Genomic DNA, 18,408 nt, shown 5'->3' on the forward strand with positions numbered 1-18,408 from the left:
TACATTGAATGCTGAGGGTATCATGGCAGCTGGCGACACAAAGGCACTCTTTTTTGACCGTAACCTTTGTGCGCTGTCGCCGCTTGACCCCGAAAAAGCACGTGGCTATCTGGTTGATCTGTCAGAGCGGGCGCAGAGTGACCAACTGAGCCAGGTTGTCGAGCTTTTGCGCAATGGCAAAGCGCAGAGCTTTCTCGGAGCAGTGCTCGATCTTTCACCCTTTATTCGCGAGTCATTGATCCGCCACCCAGGCATCCTTGCTAGGATAGCATCCAACCCGCCTGAAGCCGCGCTTAAAGACATTCTTGTTGAGATTTCCAATTCCGGCACAGAAGAAGGTGTTACCGAAGCTGCTCTGATGACCAACCTGCGGCAGCGCAAGCGCGAGGCGCACGTGCTCATTGCCCTTTGCGATCTGGCGCAGATATTCAACACGGAAGCAACAACCGGCTGGCTAACGAACCTTGCAGAAGCTTGTACCGGAGCTGCAATCCGCTATCTGCTTCGTGAAGCAGATAGCGCTGACAAGATCAAACTTGTGGACCGCAACGATCCTGAAAAGGGTAGCGGCTGGATTGTGCTAGGCATGGGCAAGTTTGGTGCCCGCGAGCTGAATTATTCATCTGACATTGATCTGATTGTTTTCATCGATTCCGAGCGTCCAGCGATCATTGATCCCTATGAATGTGTTGATACGTTCTCTCGCATGACGCGGCGCCTCGTGCGCATTTTGCAAGATCGTACAGCGGATGGCTATGTCTTCCGCGTTGATCTGCGGTTGCGCCCTGATCCGGGATCGACGCCGCTTGCAATTCCAGTGGGCGCGGCCCTTCATTATTATGAAGGGCGCGGCCAGAACTGGGAACGGGCTGCGATGATCAAGGCGCGCCCCGTGGCGGGTGATCGTGAATCTGGCCTGCAATTTTTGGCAGAACTCGCCCCCTATGTCTGGCGTAAATATCTTGATTATGCGGCGATTGCGGATGTGCATTCGATCAAGCGGCAGATACATGCGCACAAGGGCCACGGCGATATTGCCGTACGCGGACATAATGTGAAGCTCGGGCGTGGCGGTATTCGCGAGATCGAGTTTTTCGTGCAGACGCAGCAGTTGATCGCGGGTGGTCGCTTTCCTGAATTGCGCGGCAATCAGACTGTCCCTATGCTCGGAAGGCTTGCTGAATGTGGCTGGATTACCGAAAAAGCACGAGATGCACTTGGCAAGGAATATTATTTCCTGCGCGATGTAGAACACCGCATCCAGATGATTGCCGATGAGCAAACGCATATTCTGCCGGAAGATGATGAAGGCTTTGCCCGTGTCGCGCATATGATGGGTTATAGCGATCCGGCAGAGTTTTCCGATGTATTCCTGTCAGCGCTCAAGATCGTTGAAAAGCACTATGCTGCACTTTTTGAGCAGGCGCCCGAACTCGGGTCATCGAGCGGCAATCTTGTTTTCACCGGCGATGTTGATGATCCGGGCACGTTGGAAACGCTCGCCTCCATGGGGTATGATAGGCCCAGTGATATTTGCCGTGTTATCCGCACCTGGCATTTTGGCCGCTATCGTGCCACGCAATCCGCCGAAGCACGTGAGCGTCTCACCGAGCTGACGCCTGCCCTGTTGCAAGCTTTTGCTGCAACCAAACGCGCAGACGAGTCGCTCCTGCGTTTTGATGGATTCTTGCAAGGCCTGCCTTCCGGCATTCAGCTTTTCAGCCTGCTTCAATCCAATCCACGTCTTCTCAATCTGATCGTGGTGATTATGAGTGCGGCCCCGCGACTAGCCGAGATCATCACCCGCAATCCGCATGTTTTTGACGGCCTGCTTGATCCCGCAATTTTCTCGGAAATGCCAACACGCAATTATCTCGAAGAGCGGCTACGCGCATTTTTGGGATCGGCAAGCGATTACGAGGAAGTTCTCGACCGCCTGCGCATTTTCGCTGCCGAACATCGTTTTCTGATCGGTATTCGCTTGCTAACCAGTGCCATCGATGGCGTGCGGGCAGGGAGGGCTTTTTCTGATCTCGCCGAGCTGATGATCAGTAAGGCTTTTGAAGCCGTTGAAAGCGAATTGCAGCGCCGTCACGGAAAGGTCAAGGGCGCGAAGGTTGCTTTGCTTGCCATGGGCAAACTTGGTAGCAGTGAGCTGACTGCCGGATCAGACGTTGACCTCATCCTGCTGTATGATCATGATCAGGATGCGGATTATTCTGATGGTGAAAAGCCGCTCGCTCCTTCACAATATTATATTCGTCTTACGCAGCGCCTGATTGCAGCCTTGTCGGCACCAACTGCGGAAGGTGTGCTTTATGAAGTTGATATGCGCTTACGTCCATCCGGCAATAAAGGCCCGGTTGCGACCCATATCGAATCCTTTGGAAAATATCAGCGCAGCGAAGCCTGGACGTGGGAGCATATGGCGCTGACGCGTGCGCGTCCTATCCATGGCGATGCGGACTTCAGTGACTTCATCCGGGAGGAGATTGATGAGGTCTTAGCGGGTAGGGGCGACACCCAAAAGATTGCCAAAGACGTGCGCGAAATGCGTGATCTGATCTACGAGGAAAAGCCGCCGCGTGACGACTGGGATTTCAAGCTGAAGCCTGGTGGAATTGTCGATTTGGAGTTCATCGCGCAGTTCGCGGTGCTGATCGGAAAGGTGTCAAAACACCCACGTCCTTTGGCAACGGAGGACGTCCTGGCCGGTCTTGATTCTTCATTTGCTGATCCGAAGACAATCGATGATCTTGTACAAGCGCATCGCTTCTACACCAATCTCAGTCAGACCATTCGACTTTGTCTGGGAAGCGACGCGACGCGCGAAGAATTCATTCCGGGCATGGTTGATCTTCTCTGCCGCGCCGCTGAATTGCCGGACATTAAGCGCGTCGAACACCATATCGGCGAGCTTGCCGCCAATGTTCGGGCGAGCTTCGACAAGCTTATTGGCTAAAGCATGTCGCGGAAAAGTGGGAGCCGGTTTTCCGATAACGACATGCTCTAATCAGGCAGCGTGAATCGCTGTGCCGGGAATGGTTGCTGCCCATTGCTTGCGGTCTGGAATGCAGACTGCAACGACTGTGCCAACCCCCTCGGTTGAGCGAATACGCAGCCAGCCGCCATGCAGTTCTGCGAGCGAACGAGTAATCGCAAGGCCAAGACCCGAGCCACTATGTGTCTTGGTGAACTGGTTTTCCACCTGCTCGAATGGCTGGCCGATTTTCTTTAGCGCTGACTTTGGAATGCCAACGCCGGTATCCTGAATGGTCATAAACAGAGCCGAACCAGTCTTGCGGGCGCGCACAGTGATATGCCCGTTATGCGAAGTGAACTTCACCGCATTGGACAGAAGATTGATCAGCACCTGCTTAACCGCACGGCGGTCGGCATTGAGCTGCATGGCATCTTCAATCCGCGTTTCGACAGTTATATTCTTCTCATCAGCCTGTAGCGAGATCATCCGCACGGTTTCATTGATGAGCGGGCAGAGATCAATTTCTTCGCGATCAAGTGAAAAGTGACCGGCTTCGATCTTCGACATATCGAGAATGTCATTGATAACGTTGAGCAGGAAGTTACCGCTGGTGTGGATGTCGTTGATGTATTCCTCATAGCGATCTGAACCGAGTGGGCCGAATGTGCCAGCCTGAATCATTTCCGAGAAGCCGATGATCGCATTGAGCGGTGTGCGCAGCTCATGAGACATGTTGGCGAGGAATTCAGACTTCGAACGGTTTGCAGCCTCGGCGCGCTCTTTCTCCTGACCATATTTGCGCGCGAGTTCTGATAGCTCACGCACACGGTCACGCTCGCCTTTACGCGCAATCGACAGATCGTGAATGGTAGCCATCAGGCGTCGTTCGCTATCCACCAGACGCTCCTGATGCTGCTTGATCTGCGTAATGTCTGTCGCAATCGAAACGAGGCCACCGTCTTGCGTGCGGCGTTCGTTAACCTGCAGCCAGCGACCATCGCTCAGCTGACGCTCAAAGGTCTGACCGCCTGCGCGGTTATGCTCATTCGCCATCCGGCGCTCAAAGCTAAACGGGCGGGTATGCGCGTCCACTTCATTGCGGGGCACGCCGGGCTTCAGCGTCCAGACTGGCAGACCAGCATATTCGCTGAATTTGGAGTTCGCCATGACCAAACGATTATTGGCATCCCAGAGCACGAAAGCTTCAGAGATGTTTTCGATGGCTTCGCGGATACGCATATCGGCTTCTGCCGTCTGCTGTGCGAAGCGATGTTGTTCGCTGACGTCAAACGCAATGCCGACAAGATGGAGTTCGTTCTCTGCAGCAATCTCAGCACGAACCCGCATCCAGACCCATGAGCCGTCGGCGTGGCGCATTCGGAAAACGCGATCTACGTGGGAGATGTCACCAGCCGCTGCTTGTTCAGCAATCGAGTAAAGATCGCCGTCTTCGGGGTTGATGATTGCCGACACGTCGCCAAAAGCGAGAACTGCATCCTGCGCTTCATAGCCGAGCATTTCATACATGGAGCGCGACCAATAAATGCGTCCGCGTGCCATATCCCAGTCCCACAGACCGCCACGACCACGCGCGAGTGCCATATCGATTCGGCGCTGAATTTGGCCGGAAAGATCATCTGCTTCACGCGCCCGCGCAGCCTGACTGAAATAGGCGTAGAGAATGGCAAACATCACGCCGGTGGTGCCGGCAAACAGTGTCACGTTGAGAGAAACCGCACGCTTCCATTCGGCAAATATCGTGCTTTCAGGTTCTGCTGCAATAATCGCATAGGGAACTGTAATCGGCTTTGAAACCGTACCGAAAGCAACTTCGCCATTCATTACGATTGTGAGCACGCCTGCACGCTCTGCAAACATGAAGAGCGGTTGAATGTCGCTGAAGACATCATCGGCGCGCTTACCAACAATATCTGTTGCAGGACCGGATGCGGTGACAATGACGGAATCGTCATTGACCAGAGCGACTGTCATTCCGCTGGATGAAAGCCCGCGCGAACGAAACTCTGCAATCGTATTATCAAGATCTTTGGGCGACATTTGCGCGCCAGCCTGTGTGCCATTGGCCGCGCGCTCAATCATTTGCGCGAGATTAGCCGTCGCAGCAGACAGAGCAGCTTTGTGCTGTAATTCAATGTCCTCGCGCCATGATAGCATTGAGAAAACACGCGCCACACCGAGTATGACGAGAAAAACGATAATAAGGGCAGGAACAAGACGGCGCAGTGCGGGCTCCACGGCAATAAATTTTCCATAAGCAGGGCCTGCGAGAAGCTTGGCATGACCTGACAACCTGCCTTTCTTTCGCTTACCGCCGGAGGCGCGCTTGCTCTCCGCCGTCGCGCTATACGCGTCGGTGCTCGCCATTTTATGGCCCCTCTGGTGTATCAAAACAGTTCTAGAAATGCGCAAGACGCGCCGTCCGCCCGGAACTGTACAAAAACAAAATCTCTGCTCGAAATGTTTCGGAACCCACTATTCCCGAACGCTTCTAATGAATCAAAAGTGATTCGCGCTGTCCAGTGAATTCGTTAACGAGGCGTAAAAAAGCGCATTACGGTGCATAGATTTCCTTTTTATCTCAGAGCGTTAAGTAGAATCATCTTTATAATTGACGTCGCTAACACTCTGAAAAGACTCATGAAAGCTGTCAATGTTTTCAGGATTTATGCGGTTATGCTTCAATACTACGAAGGACGCTAAACCTAACCACTTGCGTAGCTAAGTTTAGCGAATCATCAATCAGCTATCTGATTCGAAAATTAAGCCAGCGTTCGATCTACGATGTCGCGCAGATCTGTTGAGAGCTTTTGCGTGCCGGAAATGCGAGCAAGAGCGGCGCGTGCATGTTCACGACGTGTGCCCTCCAGCGAACGCCATGACCGCAAGGCCGTCAGAAGACGGGCCGCAAGCTGCGGGTTCTCAGGATCAATTGCCAGAACAATATCGGCAAAGAAATCATAAGCAGCGCCATCTTTGCGATTAAATCCGGTTGGGTTGCTGGCTGAAAAAGCACCGATCAATGCACGCACGCGGTTTGGATTGTCGAACGAAAGCAGTTTGTCTTTTGTCAGTGTACGAACGGCTTCAAGCGCTTTCTCACCCGGACGCGTTGCCTGCACGATAAACCACTTGTCCATGACCAGACCATCATTGCCGAAACGCTTCTCAAATGAGGCAAGCGCGTCGAGCGCTTCATGGCTGTCACCGAAGCGATGCACCAGCACGCTGAGTGCCGCGGCCCGGTCAGTCATGTTGTCACTATGCGCAAATTGCTGTGCTGCGCGTGCTGGGCTGTTTTCATGACGGCTGAGATAATCGAGCAGCACATTGCGCAGAGCTCGTTTGCCTGCCGATTGAGCATCAGGGGAGAAAGCACCGTCTTGTTGCAGGCCGGTATAAAGTGCCGCAAATTCCTTCGCGTAAGCCGTTCCGATTGCCGCAATCAAATAGTCGCGGCTTGCAAAGATAGCGTCTGGATCAACATTTTCGCCCATTTCGCGCGCAATATCGCTTTCGGTGGGCAAGGTCAGGCATAGGGCGCGAAAGGCGGCATCAAGCGTTTCGTCCGAGGCGATGTTACCGGCAAGCGCAATAATCGTCTCGTCCGTTTCAGGTGCATGTCCGCCACGAATGCGTTTTGCACCTTCAAGCAGCGCCTGTGTGAAAATGACGGTGAGCGCCTGCCAGCGCGCAACCGGGTCACTGTCATTGAGCGCGAGAAAGGCCCGATCTTCTGCCGTAAGCGGGGAGACCAGATTAATTGGCGCAGAGAAACCACGCAGCAGCGACGGGACAGGGCGTTCCTTAATGCCTTTGAAGATTATAGTTTCGGTTGCGCTATGCAGATGGATAACGCCGTCATGTACCTCGCCCCCTTCCACAGACGAAGCTTCTATATCCTTGCCGTCAGAACCCAAAAGACCAAAGGCCACAGGGATATGCATTGGCTTCTTCACTGGCTGACCGGGAGTAGGGGCAAGTGATTGTGCGAAATTGATGGTGTAAGTTTCGTTTGCAGCATCAAAATCGAAACTTGTCTCAACCTTCGGCGTCCCTGACTGATCATACCAGAGCGCGAACTGTGAAAAGTCCTGTCCTGAAACATCGGCAAAGACTTTGATAAAGTCTTCGATTGTCGCCGCATCGCCGTCGTGACGCTCGAAATAAAGATCCATGCCTTTGCGGAAAAGATCTGGCCCAATGATGGTGCGGATCATCCGCACCACTTCAGAGCCTTTTTCATAAACAGTTGCCGTGTAGAAGTTGTTGATCTCGCTATATTCGCGCGGGCGCACAGGATGCGAGAGCGGACCGCTGTCTTCCGGAAACTGTTGCGCTTTGAGAATTTTTACCTCGGCAATGCGCTTCACAGGACGAGAACGCTCATCCGCCGAAAACTCATGGTCACGATAAACGGTCAGGCCTTCCTTAAGACAAAGCTGGAACCAGTCGCGGCAGGTGATGCGATTGCCGGTCCAGTTGTGGAAGTATTCATGCGCAATGACCGCTTCGATCCCTGCATAATCGACGTCCGTCGCGGTTTCGGGATCGGCCAGCACATATTTGTCGTTAAAGACATTCAGGCCCTTGTTTTCCATGGCACCCATATTGAAATCGGAAACCGCAACGATATTGAAAACATCCAGATCGTATTCGCGACCGAACTTCTCCTCATCCCAGCGCATCGAACGTTTCAGTGCATCCATGGCATAGAGGGCGCGTTCTTTTTTTCCATGCTCAACATAGATAGCGAGATCGACCACGCGGCCGGACTGTGTCGTGAAATTGTCAGTCACCACATCAAGCGAGCCTGCAACGAGCGCGAACAGATAGGACGGCTTTGGATGCGGGTCATGCCAAATTGCAAAATGCCTATCAGGATTGTCTGAAACCACGCCTTGCTCAACAGGATTGCCGTTTGCCAGCAATATTGGTGCTGCTGCTTTTTCGGCGTTGAGCCTGACCGTATAGACGGAGAGCACATCTGGGCGGTCGTAATAATAGGTAATACGCCGAAAGCCTTCAGCTTCGCATTGTGTGCAATAGACATTGCTTGAGCGATAAAGGCCTGAAAGCTGACGATTGGTGGTCGGATTAACCTCTGTAACGATTTCCAGTGTAAAGCGTTCAGCCTCTGGCAGGTCCGTGATTTCCAGTTTGTCTGGTGTCACTGAGTAGCTGTTATTGCTGAGAGCCTCGCCATCAAGGCGAATGCTGACCAGCTTCAGTTCATCACCATCAAGGATAAGCGGCGTGCCTGCAATTGTTCCTTCGCGGCGCTCGACAACGAGTTGCGCACGGACAATGGTCTTTTTGGGCTCAAGCGTGAAGTCGAGTTTCGTTTCTGGAATAGCGTAAGGGGTTGGGCGATAATCTTCGAGGCGGAATGTCTGGCCGGTTTCAGTACGCATTGCGAAACTCTTCTTTGTGATCACTCTGATGCACGAGTCGTATCCGGCTTTTTAGCAAACGACAAGAAATCCAAATTTGCTGAGCATTTTTTATGAGCAACATACTTTGCACGCTGGCACTTTATAGCGAACAAGCCTAAGGGTTAAATGTTGAAGTTCATATCCCGCCTAGTCTCCCATCCCCCGTTTAAGGAATTGCGTTGTGAAGTCCCTTCCGGACGCGGCCTCCGCAAATGCTCAGTCCAGTGAAACGACTGAGCCTGATCTGCTTCAGAACAATCCAATGCTGGGCATCAGCCTCAAAGTTGCTTCGGTTGCAGTGTTTGTCGGCATGTCGACGCTGCTTAAAGCCGCAGACGGAATTCCCCTTGGGCAACTGATCTTTTTCCGCTCATTTTTCGCGGTGTTAGCAATCCTCGTTTATTTTTCGATACGTGGGCAGTTATCGGGCATTTTCCAAACGCGGCACGGTTTCAGCCATTTCTGGCGCGGAATGGTGGGTGTTGGAGCTATGACATTGAGCTTTTATGCTTTGACCAAGCTGCCTTTGCCTGAAGCAATCGCTATCAATTATGCGTCACCGTTGATTGCAGTGGTGTTGGGCGCCGTCATTTTGCATGAAGTTGTTAGAATGTATCGCTGGAGTGCTGTGGTGATCGGCCTTTTTGGTGTTCTAATCATCATATGGCCTCGTATGACCCTGTTTGCAGAAGGGCAGGTTGGTCGCAATGAGGCGCTGGGCGCTCTTGCAGCACTCGGCGGGGCAATTATGGCCGCCTTTGCAATGATGCTTGTGCGTCGCCTTGTTCAGACCGAAAAAACATCGACCGTTGTTATTTATTTTTCGATTTCGGCAACCGTCATTTCGCTGGCCAGTATTCCGCTTGGCTGGGTTATGCCAAACGGGCCGCAATTCGCAATGCTTATTGCAGCAGGTGTTGCCGGAGGCGTGGCGCAAATTCTTTTGACCGAGTGTTATCGTCATGCGCCAATGAGCACCATTGCGCCGTTTGAATATACCTCAATGCTGCTTGGCCTTGGGATTGGTTTTTTCTTTTTTGGCGATGTTCCAACACTGGAGATGTTGCTAGGCAGTGTCATTGTTATGAGCGCTGGTGGCTACATCATCTATCGTGAGCATCAGTTGGCGATTGCTCCCCACAAGACCAATACACCACAGCAAACCCAGTGATTTTTAAGCCTGACCGGGCGTTGTTTCTGATCGCGGGTCAAGCTGCATGGTTTCCGGTGTGGGCTGCCCGTCAGGGGTATAGATTTTGAACTCTGTTTTTTGATCACTAACCGCTGGTCGTTCATATCGACGGATACGCCAAAGCGCATGCAGTCCATAGACCGCGTACGCGACCGCCATAGTCACAAAAAACCCGGATGCTCCCAGGAGATCCATAAGCGGACCAGACAGTGCAGGGCCGATAACGCTGCCCGCACCGTAGATGATAAGCAGCCCGCTCGAGACCTTCACAAATTCACTGGCATCGGCATAGTCATTCGCATGAGCGACATTGAGGCTATAGATCGGATAGATGACCGAGCCAAATAGGAACATCATTGCATAAAGCGCGTAAGCAGACGTCGGGTGAACAAGGATCATAATCATCGATATGATGAAGCCGATCGCACCCGCTATCACCATCACATAACGACGGTCCACGACATCTGAAGCACGCCCCAGCGGATATTGGAAAATGACACCGCCGATCATTGCGCAGGCGAGCATGGTCGCGATGCCGAATGTCGAAAGTCCGTTCATTCCCCCATAAATCGCAGCAAGGAAGCTCCAGGTGCCAGCTACAATACCGGCAATGAGTGATCCAACAGCCGCCGCAGGTGAGCGACGATAAAGGCCTTTAAGGTCCAGCCTAACCTGCGTGAGCGGATTGGGTGACTGTGCACTTGACAGTGCCGTCGGCAATAAGGCGCTGGCGTAAATAATTGCACAGATGATGAAGAGTGCCTGCGTTGTGGCGTCGCCGAATGGCAGAATATATTGCCCGCACATCAGGCCAAGCATCGTAATGATCATATAGATCGAGAAAACGCGACCGCGCGTTTCATTCGTGACGCGCTCATTCAACCAACTCTCGATGATCATATAAGAGCCAGCCAACGAAAACCCGGCAATGCCGCGAAATATCATCCATGCATAAGGGCTAACGATGAGCGAATGCAGTAATAATGCAATTGAAAGCAATGTCAGCAGAGCCGAAAAAACGCGTACATGTCCTACGCGTTTGACCAAATGCGGAATGACAATACAGCCAATGGTAAAAGCCAGTGCGTAGCTTGTGCCCATCCAGCCGATTGTGGTTGTTGACCAGCCTTCAAGACCGCCACGAATAGGCAGTAGAATACCGGCAAGTCCACCCGCAAGCAGCATCAAAAATGTGCTTGCTAGCAGTGCTGCAATAGGCAAAAGCTGACCGGCCATAGTTAACTCCACTAAAAATCCAATGGCCAACTATCGTATGTTTACGGCATGTTGGTGACAGTGTTGCTGCCGATGCCATTGAAATCAAAGAAGATCAATCGTGAAGTTCGGTTAGTTTCATTTTAACGGCAAGAAAATCGCGCCATGCAAATCGCTTCTGAGCAGGCATGCGTAAGAGATATTCGGGATGCAGCGTTGGCATAACAGCAATTTCTGCGCCCAAAGCGGTCCGGTGGATGTTCCAGTTACCACGCAGACGCAAAATAGTTTCTGACGATCCCGTCAGCGTTTTACTCGCAGGGCCGCCAAGCGTAACAAGCACTTTCGGCGAAGCAAGTTCAATTTGTCGCTCGATGAAGGGACGGCAAAGTTCTGTTTCAAGCGGTGTCGGCGCTCTATTGCCCGGCGGCCTCCAGGCGATTGTATTGGCGATGTAAACGTTTTCGCGTTTAAAGCCGATAGCTTCAATCATGCGGTTGAGAAGCTGTCCGGGCTTGCCCATAAAAGGTAGCCCTTCCATGTCATCATCTCGCCCTGGTGCTTCACCAATAAACATGATGTCTGACGATGGATCGCCATCTGCAAAGCACAGGTTCTTAGCGGTTGATTTAAGATTGCAACCGTCAAAAGCGGCGAGTGCCTCGCGCAGTTCTTCCAATGAATTGGCTCGCGCTGCGGCGGCACGTGCAAGCTCTATCTGGGTATTGTCCGGAACATCTGACGCAGCCTGAACAGGTCGGCTGGATGGGGAGGGTGTTATTACGGCGCGTGGCTGTTGCGCGCGCTCTGATCGTGAACTCTGCGCCGCAGGTGCAGGCGCATTTTGTTCACGCGCCATCGTGGGTGCCGGTGCAGCAAAACGATCAATTGGTGTTTCTGAAAGTGGCATGTCGATACCCGCTTCCGCATAAAAGCGCAGCAAGCCTTCCATATCCAGCAATTCATGATCGTTATTCATTCGCATACCTCATGAAATGAGGTGACGAATTTTGACGCTGAATGCAAGAGCGTGTCGCAGCTTTCCGCTTTAAAGTGATTGTCTCCACGTAAAAAGCCTGTTGCGGCAGAATAGCTCAATTCCAAATTTCAGAGAGAAAATATTTGACGTTTACGTTAAGGTAAATATTATATTACTGAATTCGCAGAATTTTTGGACAATTGGACGCATATGCGACAGTCCCTAACTCTGCGAGAGGGTAGGTCCAATATGGGAACGGACTAGTCATTGTCGGTGGTTATCGACAATTGCGATAGGTTCATGAGCAAAAACAACTGGATGCATTGCCCGCGCTGAAATAGTGAGGGGAAAATGTAAATTTGACGGAGGCACGAATGTCTGAAGTGGTTGAGCTTCCCGAACGCGAGAGCATGGAATTTGATGTTGTGATTGTTGGCGCAGGCCCTGCTGGCCTTGCTGCGGCTATTCGCTTCAAACAAATCAATCCGGAGCTTTCGGTTGTTGTTCTTGAAAAGGGCGGGGAAGTCGGCGCGCATATTCTGTCGGGTGCTGTTGTTGATCCAAGTGGTATTGACCAGCTTCTGCCGGGGTGGCGCGAAGAAGAGGGACATCCCTTCAAAACGCCCGTGACGGCGGATCACTTTCTGCTGCTCGGCCCTGCCGGTTCTGTGCGTTTGCCGAACTTCGCAATGCCACCGCTGATGAACAATCATGGCAATTATATTGTCTCGCTTGGGAATGTCTGCCGCTGGCTTGGCACAAAGGCCGAAGAGCTTGGCGTAGAAATCTATCCGGGCTTTGCTGCGACAGAAGTGCTTTATAATGATGAAGGTGCTGTCATCGGTGTTGCGACTGGCGATATGGGCGTCGAGCGCGATGGCACGCATGGTCCGAACTATACGCGGGGCATGGCACTGCTTGGCAAATATGTTCTGATTGGCGAAGGCGCGCGTGGCTCACTTGCTAAGGAACTGATTGCCAAGTTCAAGCTTGATGAAGGTCGAGAGCCGGCCAAGTTTGGTATTGGTCTCAAGGAACTCTGGCAGGTTCATCCATCCAAGCATAAGCCGGGTCTGGTGCAGCATTCTTTCGGCTGGCCGCTGGATATGAAAACCGGCGGCGGTACATTTCTGTATCATCTTGAAGACAATATGGTTGCGGTCGGCTTTGTGCTGCACCTCAACTATAAGAATCCATACCTGTCACCATTTGAGGAATTCCAGCGCTTTAAGACGCATCCGGCTATCCGCGATACGTTTGAAGGTGGCAAGCGCTTGTCTTATGGCGCACGTGCAATTACCGAAGGCGGATTCCAGTCCGTGCCGAAGCTGTCCTTTCCGGGTGGGGCGCTGATCGGCTGTTCGGCTGGCTTCGTCAATGTTCCGCGTATTAAAGGCAGCCATAATGCGGTTCTGTCGGGCATTCTTGCTGCCGACAAGATTGCAGACGCATTGGCCGCTGGTCGCGCCAATGATGAGCCGATTGAGATTGAGAACAGCTGGCGCGATAGTGCCATTGGTAAAGACCTCAAGATGGTCCGCAACGTTAAACCGCTCTGGTCGAAGCTCGGGACGGTTGTTGGTGTCGCGCTTGGCGGTCTTGATATGTGGACCAACCAGCTGTTTGGCTTCTCATTTTTTGGTACGCTGAAGCATGGTAAGACCGATGCACAGAGCCTTGAGCCTGCTGCAAAGCACAAGAAGATTAGCTATCCAAAGCCAGATGGCGTTCTGACTTTTGATCGCCTGTCGTCGGTGTTCTTGTCGAATACCAATCACGACGAAAACGAGCCAGTGCATTTGCAGGTCGCCGATATGAAGCTGCAACAGACATCAGAGCATGATGTTTTTGCGGGTCCGTCGACACGCTATTGCCCTGCAGGGGTTTATGAATGGGTGGATGCAGACGGCAATTCTGCTGCTGATCCGCAAGCTAAGGATGTACGTTTTGTGATCAATGCGCAGAACTGCGTGCATTGCAAAACTTGCGATATCAAAGACCCGAACCAGAATATCAACTGGGTTCCGCCACAAGGCGGAGAGGGGCCAGTGTATGTAAACATGTAAATAAAAAAGGCGGTTTAGACCGCCTTTTTTAGTGAAGCATCACAGACTGAATTTCAGGCTCTTCTGTGTTGGGCCTCACAGGCATAGGGACCGAAAACTCAAGCCTGACAGGCAGGTGATCAGAACCCGTTTCGCCGCGTGTCGCTGCGACTGGTGCTGCAATATCAGGACTGACGAGAATTTGGTCGATTGCTAGCCCTACAAATGGCGCGAGTGTCACGGGCAGGCTTTGCGGCACCCATGTTCCGCCAATGCCGGTCATTGCTTTTGTACCGGAAGCCTTTTCTATGCGGTGAACTGCATTGCTCCATGGTGTTGCGTTGAAATCGCCAGCAATAATGGAAGGGCCGTCGAATTTCTGCAATTCCGGCACCATCTTATCGATGATTGCTGCCTGAGCATACGGCCATGGAAGCACAGCATGATAGGATGCAACATTGACTGGCGTGCCGCTGAAATCAATGGAAGTCATGGCAAGGCGACTGTCGCCAAGGCATGCCTGCGCACTGCCTTCACTGAACGGACGCCGGGATAAAATACCCACGCTCATGGTGTTGCCGCTGATGCGGCATTCAAAGTGATAAGTGTAGGTTCCCTTGAGAATATTGATCCACATCGCCCAGTTTGAACCCGCTTCCTGATAAGCGATGACGTCGGGCTTTTCCTGCGCTATCATTTGCAAGACGCGTTTGGGTTCAGGATTGTTATAGCGCAGATTGATTTGCACAAGACTATAACGTGCCCCGCCAGTTGGCACATTTGCCTGCGCTGCTGATGAGCCATCCAGCAGATTGCGTGCGGCACCAAGTGTTGTGCTGAAAGCAAGGATCGCAAACAGCAGGATCATCGCACCTTCACGTCGCATTGCTGTGAACAAAAGCGGCAGCGCCAGCACTCCCATCAGGATAGCGAGATGGGACCGGAAATGGGCAAACGAATCGAACGCCGGATGTGCAGATCCGAGAAATCCGAGCACAAGCGGCACGGATACCAGAAGGGCAATGATCAGCAGAGTAAAGGCAAAAGTTTCGCGGCGTTTTGACATGATTGGCGAGTAGCGGCTGATTGCGGCGCGATGATGATGCCGAAAGCATTGCCTTCGGCATCTTGTGACTTACTGGAACGCAGTTTCGTAGAAGCTTCTAAGCTTGCGTGAATGCAGTCGTTCATCTGGCATGGCAGCGATTTTTTCCATCGCACGAATACCAATTTGTAGATGCTGCGCGACTTGCCGCTTATAGAACTCGGTCGCCATGCCGGGTAGTTTTAGCTCGCCGTGCAACGGCTTGTCGGAAACACAGAGCAGAGTGCCGTAGGGAACGCGAAAGCGGAAGCCATTGGCCGCAATTGTCGCTGACTCCATATCAAGTGCTACTGCCCGTGCCTGAGAAAGGCGCTGAACAGGGCCGCGCTGGTCGCGCAGTTCCCAGTTGCGATTATCAATCGTCGCAACTGTGCCGGTTCGCATGATCCGCTTAAGATCATAGCCTTCAAGGCCGGTGACTTCTTCAACCGCTTCTTCTAGGGCAACTTGAATTTCTGCCAATGCGGGCAAGGGCACCCAGACCGGAAGATCATCATCGAGAACGTGGTCTTCACGCATGTAAGCGTGAGCAAGAACGTAATCGCCAAGCTCCTGACTGTTGCGCAGACCAGCACAATGTCCCAGCATCAGCCATGCATGCGGGCGAAGCACGGCAACATGATCGGTAATCGTCTTTGCATTGGACGGGCCAACGCCAATGTTAATCATGGTGATGCCAGAATGATCTTTGCGTTGCAGATGATAGGCCGGCATTTGCGGCATGCGTTGCAATGCGATGCCCGTGCTTGGAGCGGTTTCACCTGCAAGCGTGATCGCATTGCCCGGCTCGACAAAGCTGTCATACCCGCCGCCGCCATCTGCCATCAGCTTGCGTGCATAGGCGCAGAATTCATCCATATAGAACTGATAGTTCGTAAACAGCACGAAGTTTTGGAAATGCTTCGGACTTGTCGCTGTGTAATGCGCAAGCCTGTGTAGCGAATAGTCAACGCGTTGCGCCGTGAAAGGTGCAAGCGGCATCGGCTCGCCGGGAATTGGATCAAAATCGGCGTTGACGATCTTGTCGTCTGTTGCGGCCAGATCCGGCACGTCGAAGAGATCGCGCATCGGATGCGTGAAGGCATTGGCAACCGATGCTTCAACATAAGTGCCCTCCATGAAGGCGAAATGGATCGGAATTGGCGTTGCTGATTCCCGAACGGTGACTGTCACCCCATGATTGCGCATCAGCAGGCGAATTTGTTCGTTAAGATAATGTTCAAACAAATCAGGTCGCGTGATGGTTGCCGAATAATCGCCCGGCATGGTCACATGGCCAAACGCCAGACGTGTATCGACATGAGCAAAGCTCGATGTCGACAGACAAATTTCGGGGTAAAAAGCGCGATATCGCTGAGGTCGGACTTCTCCCTTCGCCAACTGTTCAAAGGCTGTGCGGAGAAACGCGGTATTGCGATCATAAAGCTTGCGAAGCGCGACAACTGCCGCGCCTGCATCGGCAAAAACTTGCGGCTCCATAAAAGGAGGCGTTTTAATCTCGGTGAGAAATGGCTGTTCGATTCGTTGTGTCATGACCCAGTATAACAAAATCAATGACACGCGCATGTCTCTGTTTAAATGAGATTACTTGTGTCGCAGGTTTCACCCATTCTTCAGATGTGTGCTTTCGCGTGACTGTTTCCGAGATGCATTACGGTGACATCTCCGATGATTGGCTGATCTCGATAAACATGTTGTTTCCGATCAACAAATAGCCCCGCGACAATCGCAAAGCCAGCGATCATCATGAATACGATGGTCGTGCGTCTTAGCAGCATTCTTCCCCCAAATACTCGATCTTCCATTATAGGGCATGACTGTAAGGTTTGTTGGCTGAACCACTCCTGAGTGCTGCATTCATGTGGCGTTCAAAAATATTGATGTCGCATGAACTTGATCGGTTCGCTCTTGTGCCGCAATTCACGGCGCTTATGTTAGCTTGCATCGGAGTTACCGACAAAGCCAAGAAAGAGGGAGTTAACGACCCATGGCCGAGCAGACAAAACCGATTGAACTTTACTATTGGCCGACACCGAATGGCTTCAAGGTGAGCATTATGCTCGAGGAACTGGGTGTTCCTTATGAAGTCAAATATGTAAATATCGGCAAAGGCGATCAGTTCCAGCCGGATTTCCTCAAAATCGCACCGAACAATCGCATGCCTGCTATTGTTGATCCGGAAGGTCCGGGCGGCGCGCCGATTTCGGTCTTTGAATCGGGTGCAATTCTTCAATATCTCGGACGCAAATTTGGCAAGTTCTATCCATCAGATGAACGCAAGCGCGTTGCAGTTGATGAATGGCTGATGTGGCAGATGGGTGGACTTGGGCCAATGTCGGGTCAGGCAGGACATTTCCACATTTATGCACCAGAAAAAGTGCAGTACGGGATTGATCGCTATACCAATGAGGTCAACCGTCTTTATGGCGTTCTCAATCGCCAGCTTGAAGGCAAAGACTATATCGCGGGCGAATATTCCATCGCTGATATGGCGAGCATTGGTTGGATCAACGCTTACAAGAATTTTGATCAGAAGCTGGAAGATTTCCCAAACCTCAAGCGCTGGCATGAGACCATGAACGCACGACCCGCCGTGCAGCGTGGTCTTGTGGTTGGCAAAGAAGAGCGCGAACGCGCAATGGCTTCGGCTAATAAGGAAGAAGAGCAGAAAGTGCTATTTGGCCAGAAAGCCAGGTAATCAAAAAAGGCGGCTGAGAAGCCGCCTTTTTAGTTTTAGACTTACTGCCTCGTGAGGCTTTCGCTTTTGCAGATTAATCCGCCCATTACACAGCCAGAGAGCGAAAGCGTGTTGCCTTTGACGCTGGCTTTGCCCGTATAGGTCTTGCCTTCGTCGAGCTTGTTGACCTCGCCTTTATAGCTGCCGTCCTTGCCTGACATAGAGCCTATCGATTTGCCCTTATATTCGCCGGTTTGAACCGTGCCGCAATATTTGCCACCACCACAGGCCGCATAACTGATGATCGTGCCGTTCGGCCGCTTCCACGTGCCGACAATGGCTTCATCAGCAAAGGCTGGTACAGCGAGGGTTGCCGTCAGAGCAACGGCAGCAGTTAGTCCCATCATAAAATTACGGATCATGCATTCCTCCCAAAATGCGGCAAGGCACGTTGCCTTGCGGAAAACTTACGCAAACGTAAACGTAATTGAATTTGGAGCAGAGCGAAAGAGGTATAATTGAAGCTGTTATATTCGTTGCTAGCCACGTCCTAAACGAAGCCAATCTGCACCATGGTTATCATCTGGTTTCTAAGCGCTGTGGATGAAAAATCTGCCATTTTGGAAAAATGCTGCAATTCATTGAGCTTGGATGTTTAACAAATTCCCAAGTTTACTCCTTGTTGGGATTTTGTTGTCGCGTTGTTAAGCATCTGGTTTAACGCGCATTTTAACTCTGTTGGGTAATCTCAGCATCATG

The 18,408-nt window shown here is 52.0% G+C and carries 12 protein-coding genes; 4 read left to right on the plus strand and 8 right to left on the minus strand.

Features of this window, described 5'->3' with window-relative positions:
- Positions 1-22: 22 nt before the first annotated feature.
- Positions 23-2,962, plus strand: coding sequence for a bifunctional [glutamine synthetase] adenylyltransferase/[glutamine synthetase]-adenylyl-L-tyrosine phosphorylase (locus RI570_RS09620; protein ID WP_313828204.1), 2,940 nt, complete (start codon positions 23-25; stop codon positions 2,960-2,962).
- Positions 2,963-3,013: 51 nt separating this feature from the next.
- Here the strand turns inward: RI570_RS09620 and RI570_RS09625 are convergent, their stop codons facing one another.
- Both RI570_RS09625 and pepN read right to left on the minus strand, forming a co-directional pair.
- On the minus strand, positions 3,014-5,368 hold the full coding sequence (locus RI570_RS09625; protein ID WP_313828205.1) for a PAS domain-containing sensor histidine kinase: 2,355 nt from the start codon (positions 5,366-5,368) through the stop codon (positions 3,014-3,016).
- Between the two features lie 395 nt (positions 5,369-5,763).
- Complete coding sequence (gene pepN / locus RI570_RS09630) at positions 5,764-8,415, minus strand: aminopeptidase N (protein ID WP_313828207.1); 2,652 nt, start codon at positions 8,413-8,415, stop codon at positions 5,764-5,766.
- 283 nt (positions 8,416-8,698) lie between these two features.
- Here pepN and RI570_RS09635 point away from each other — a divergent pair, with 283 nt between their 5' ends.
- Entirely contained in the window at positions 8,699-9,607 is a 909-nt protein-coding gene (locus RI570_RS09635; protein WP_313828614.1) for a DMT family transporter, read from the plus strand.
- Between the two features lie 3 nt (positions 9,608-9,610).
- Here RI570_RS09635 and RI570_RS09640 read toward each other — a convergent pair whose 3' ends face one another.
- Both RI570_RS09640 and RI570_RS09645 read right to left on the minus strand, forming a co-directional pair.
- Positions 9,611-10,864 carry an MFS transporter gene (locus RI570_RS09640; protein ID WP_313828208.1) on the minus strand — a complete coding sequence of 418 codons (1,254 nt, stop codon included), beginning with the start codon at positions 10,862-10,864 and terminating at the stop codon, positions 9,611-9,613.
- A gap of 94 nt (positions 10,865-10,958) precedes the next feature.
- Positions 10,959-11,822 carry a uracil-DNA glycosylase gene (locus tag RI570_RS09645; protein ID WP_313828209.1) on the minus strand — a complete coding sequence of 288 codons (864 nt, stop codon included), beginning with the start codon at positions 11,820-11,822 and terminating at the stop codon, positions 10,959-10,961.
- A gap of 374 nt (positions 11,823-12,196) precedes the next feature.
- Here RI570_RS09645 and RI570_RS09650 point away from each other — a divergent pair, with 374 nt between their 5' ends.
- Entirely contained in the window at positions 12,197-13,888 is a 1,692-nt protein-coding gene (locus tag RI570_RS09650; RefSeq protein ID WP_313828210.1) for an electron transfer flavoprotein-ubiquinone oxidoreductase, read from the plus strand.
- A gap of 28 nt (positions 13,889-13,916) precedes the next feature.
- Here RI570_RS09650 and RI570_RS09655 read toward each other — a convergent pair whose 3' ends face one another.
- The 3 genes from RI570_RS09655 to RI570_RS09665 all read right to left on the minus strand — a co-directional run bounded on the left by RI570_RS09655 (position 13,917) and on the right by RI570_RS09665 (position 16,750).
- On the minus strand, positions 13,917-14,933 hold the full coding sequence (locus tag RI570_RS09655) for an endonuclease/exonuclease/phosphatase family protein (protein ID WP_313828211.1): 1,017 nt from the start codon (positions 14,931-14,933) through the stop codon (positions 13,917-13,919).
- 69 nt (positions 14,934-15,002) lie between these two features.
- Positions 15,003-16,505, minus strand: coding sequence for an AMP nucleosidase (locus tag RI570_RS09660; protein WP_313828212.1), 1,503 nt, complete (start codon positions 16,503-16,505; stop codon positions 15,003-15,005).
- 80 nt (positions 16,506-16,585) lie between these two features.
- Complete coding sequence (locus RI570_RS09665) at positions 16,586-16,750, minus strand: hypothetical protein (RefSeq protein ID WP_313828213.1); 165 nt, start codon at positions 16,748-16,750, stop codon at positions 16,586-16,588.
- A gap of 209 nt (positions 16,751-16,959) precedes the next feature.
- On the opposite strand from RI570_RS09665, the gene RI570_RS09670 reads away from it, so the two are divergent.
- Positions 16,960-17,670, plus strand: coding sequence for a glutathione binding-like protein (locus tag RI570_RS09670; protein WP_313828214.1), 711 nt, complete (start codon positions 16,960-16,962; stop codon positions 17,668-17,670).
- A gap of 41 nt (positions 17,671-17,711) precedes the next feature.
- Here the strand turns inward: RI570_RS09670 and RI570_RS09675 are convergent, their stop codons facing one another.
- Positions 17,712-18,056: a DUF2147 domain-containing protein gene (locus RI570_RS09675; RefSeq protein ID WP_404989607.1), complete on the minus strand. Its 345-nt coding sequence runs from the start codon at positions 18,054-18,056 to the stop codon at positions 17,712-17,714.
- Positions 18,057-18,408 lie beyond the last annotated feature (352 nt).

The sequence above is a fragment of the Brucella pseudogrignonensis genome (assembly GCF_032190615.1).
Classification (GTDB): Bacteria; Pseudomonadota; Alphaproteobacteria; order Rhizobiales; family Rhizobiaceae; genus Brucella; species Brucella pseudogrignonensis_B.

What these genes read in the sequence shown, in the direction of transcription:
- RI570_RS09620 (WP_313828204.1), top strand. Translation starts at nt 23, where the DNA reads ATGGCAGCTGGCGACACAAAGGCACTCTTTTTTGACCGTAACCTTTGT.
- RI570_RS09625 (WP_313828205.1), bottom strand. Translation starts at nt 5,368, where the DNA reads ATGGCGAGCACCGACGCGTATAGCGCGACGGCGGAGAGCAAGCGCGCC.
- pepN (WP_313828207.1), bottom strand. Translation starts at nt 8,415, where the DNA reads ATGCGTACTGAAACCGGCCAGACATTCCGCCTCGAAGATTATCGCCCA.
- RI570_RS09635 (WP_313828614.1), top strand. Translation starts at nt 8,699, where the DNA reads ATGCTGGGCATCAGCCTCAAAGTTGCTTCGGTTGCAGTGTTTGTCGGC.
- RI570_RS09640 (WP_313828208.1), bottom strand. Translation starts at nt 10,864, where the DNA reads ATGGCCGGTCAGCTTTTGCCTATTGCAGCACTGCTAGCAAGCACATTT.
- RI570_RS09645 (WP_313828209.1), bottom strand. Translation starts at nt 11,822, where the DNA reads ATGAATAACGATCATGAATTGCTGGATATGGAAGGCTTGCTGCGCTTT.
- RI570_RS09650 (WP_313828210.1), top strand. Translation starts at nt 12,197, where the DNA reads ATGTCTGAAGTGGTTGAGCTTCCCGAACGCGAGAGCATGGAATTTGAT.
- RI570_RS09655 (WP_313828211.1), bottom strand. Translation starts at nt 14,933, where the DNA reads ATGTCAAAACGCCGCGAAACTTTTGCCTTTACTCTGCTGATCATTGCC.
- RI570_RS09660 (WP_313828212.1), bottom strand. Translation starts at nt 16,505, where the DNA reads ATGACACAACGAATCGAACAGCCATTTCTCACCGAGATTAAAACGCCT.
- RI570_RS09665 (WP_313828213.1), bottom strand. Translation starts at nt 16,750, where the DNA reads ATGCTGCTAAGACGCACGACCATCGTATTCATGATGATCGCTGGCTTT.
- RI570_RS09670 (WP_313828214.1), top strand. Translation starts at nt 16,960, where the DNA reads ATGGCCGAGCAGACAAAACCGATTGAACTTTACTATTGGCCGACACCG.
- RI570_RS09675 (WP_404989607.1), bottom strand. Translation starts at nt 18,056, where the DNA reads ATGATGGGACTAACTGCTGCCGTTGCTCTGACGGCAACCCTCGCTGTA.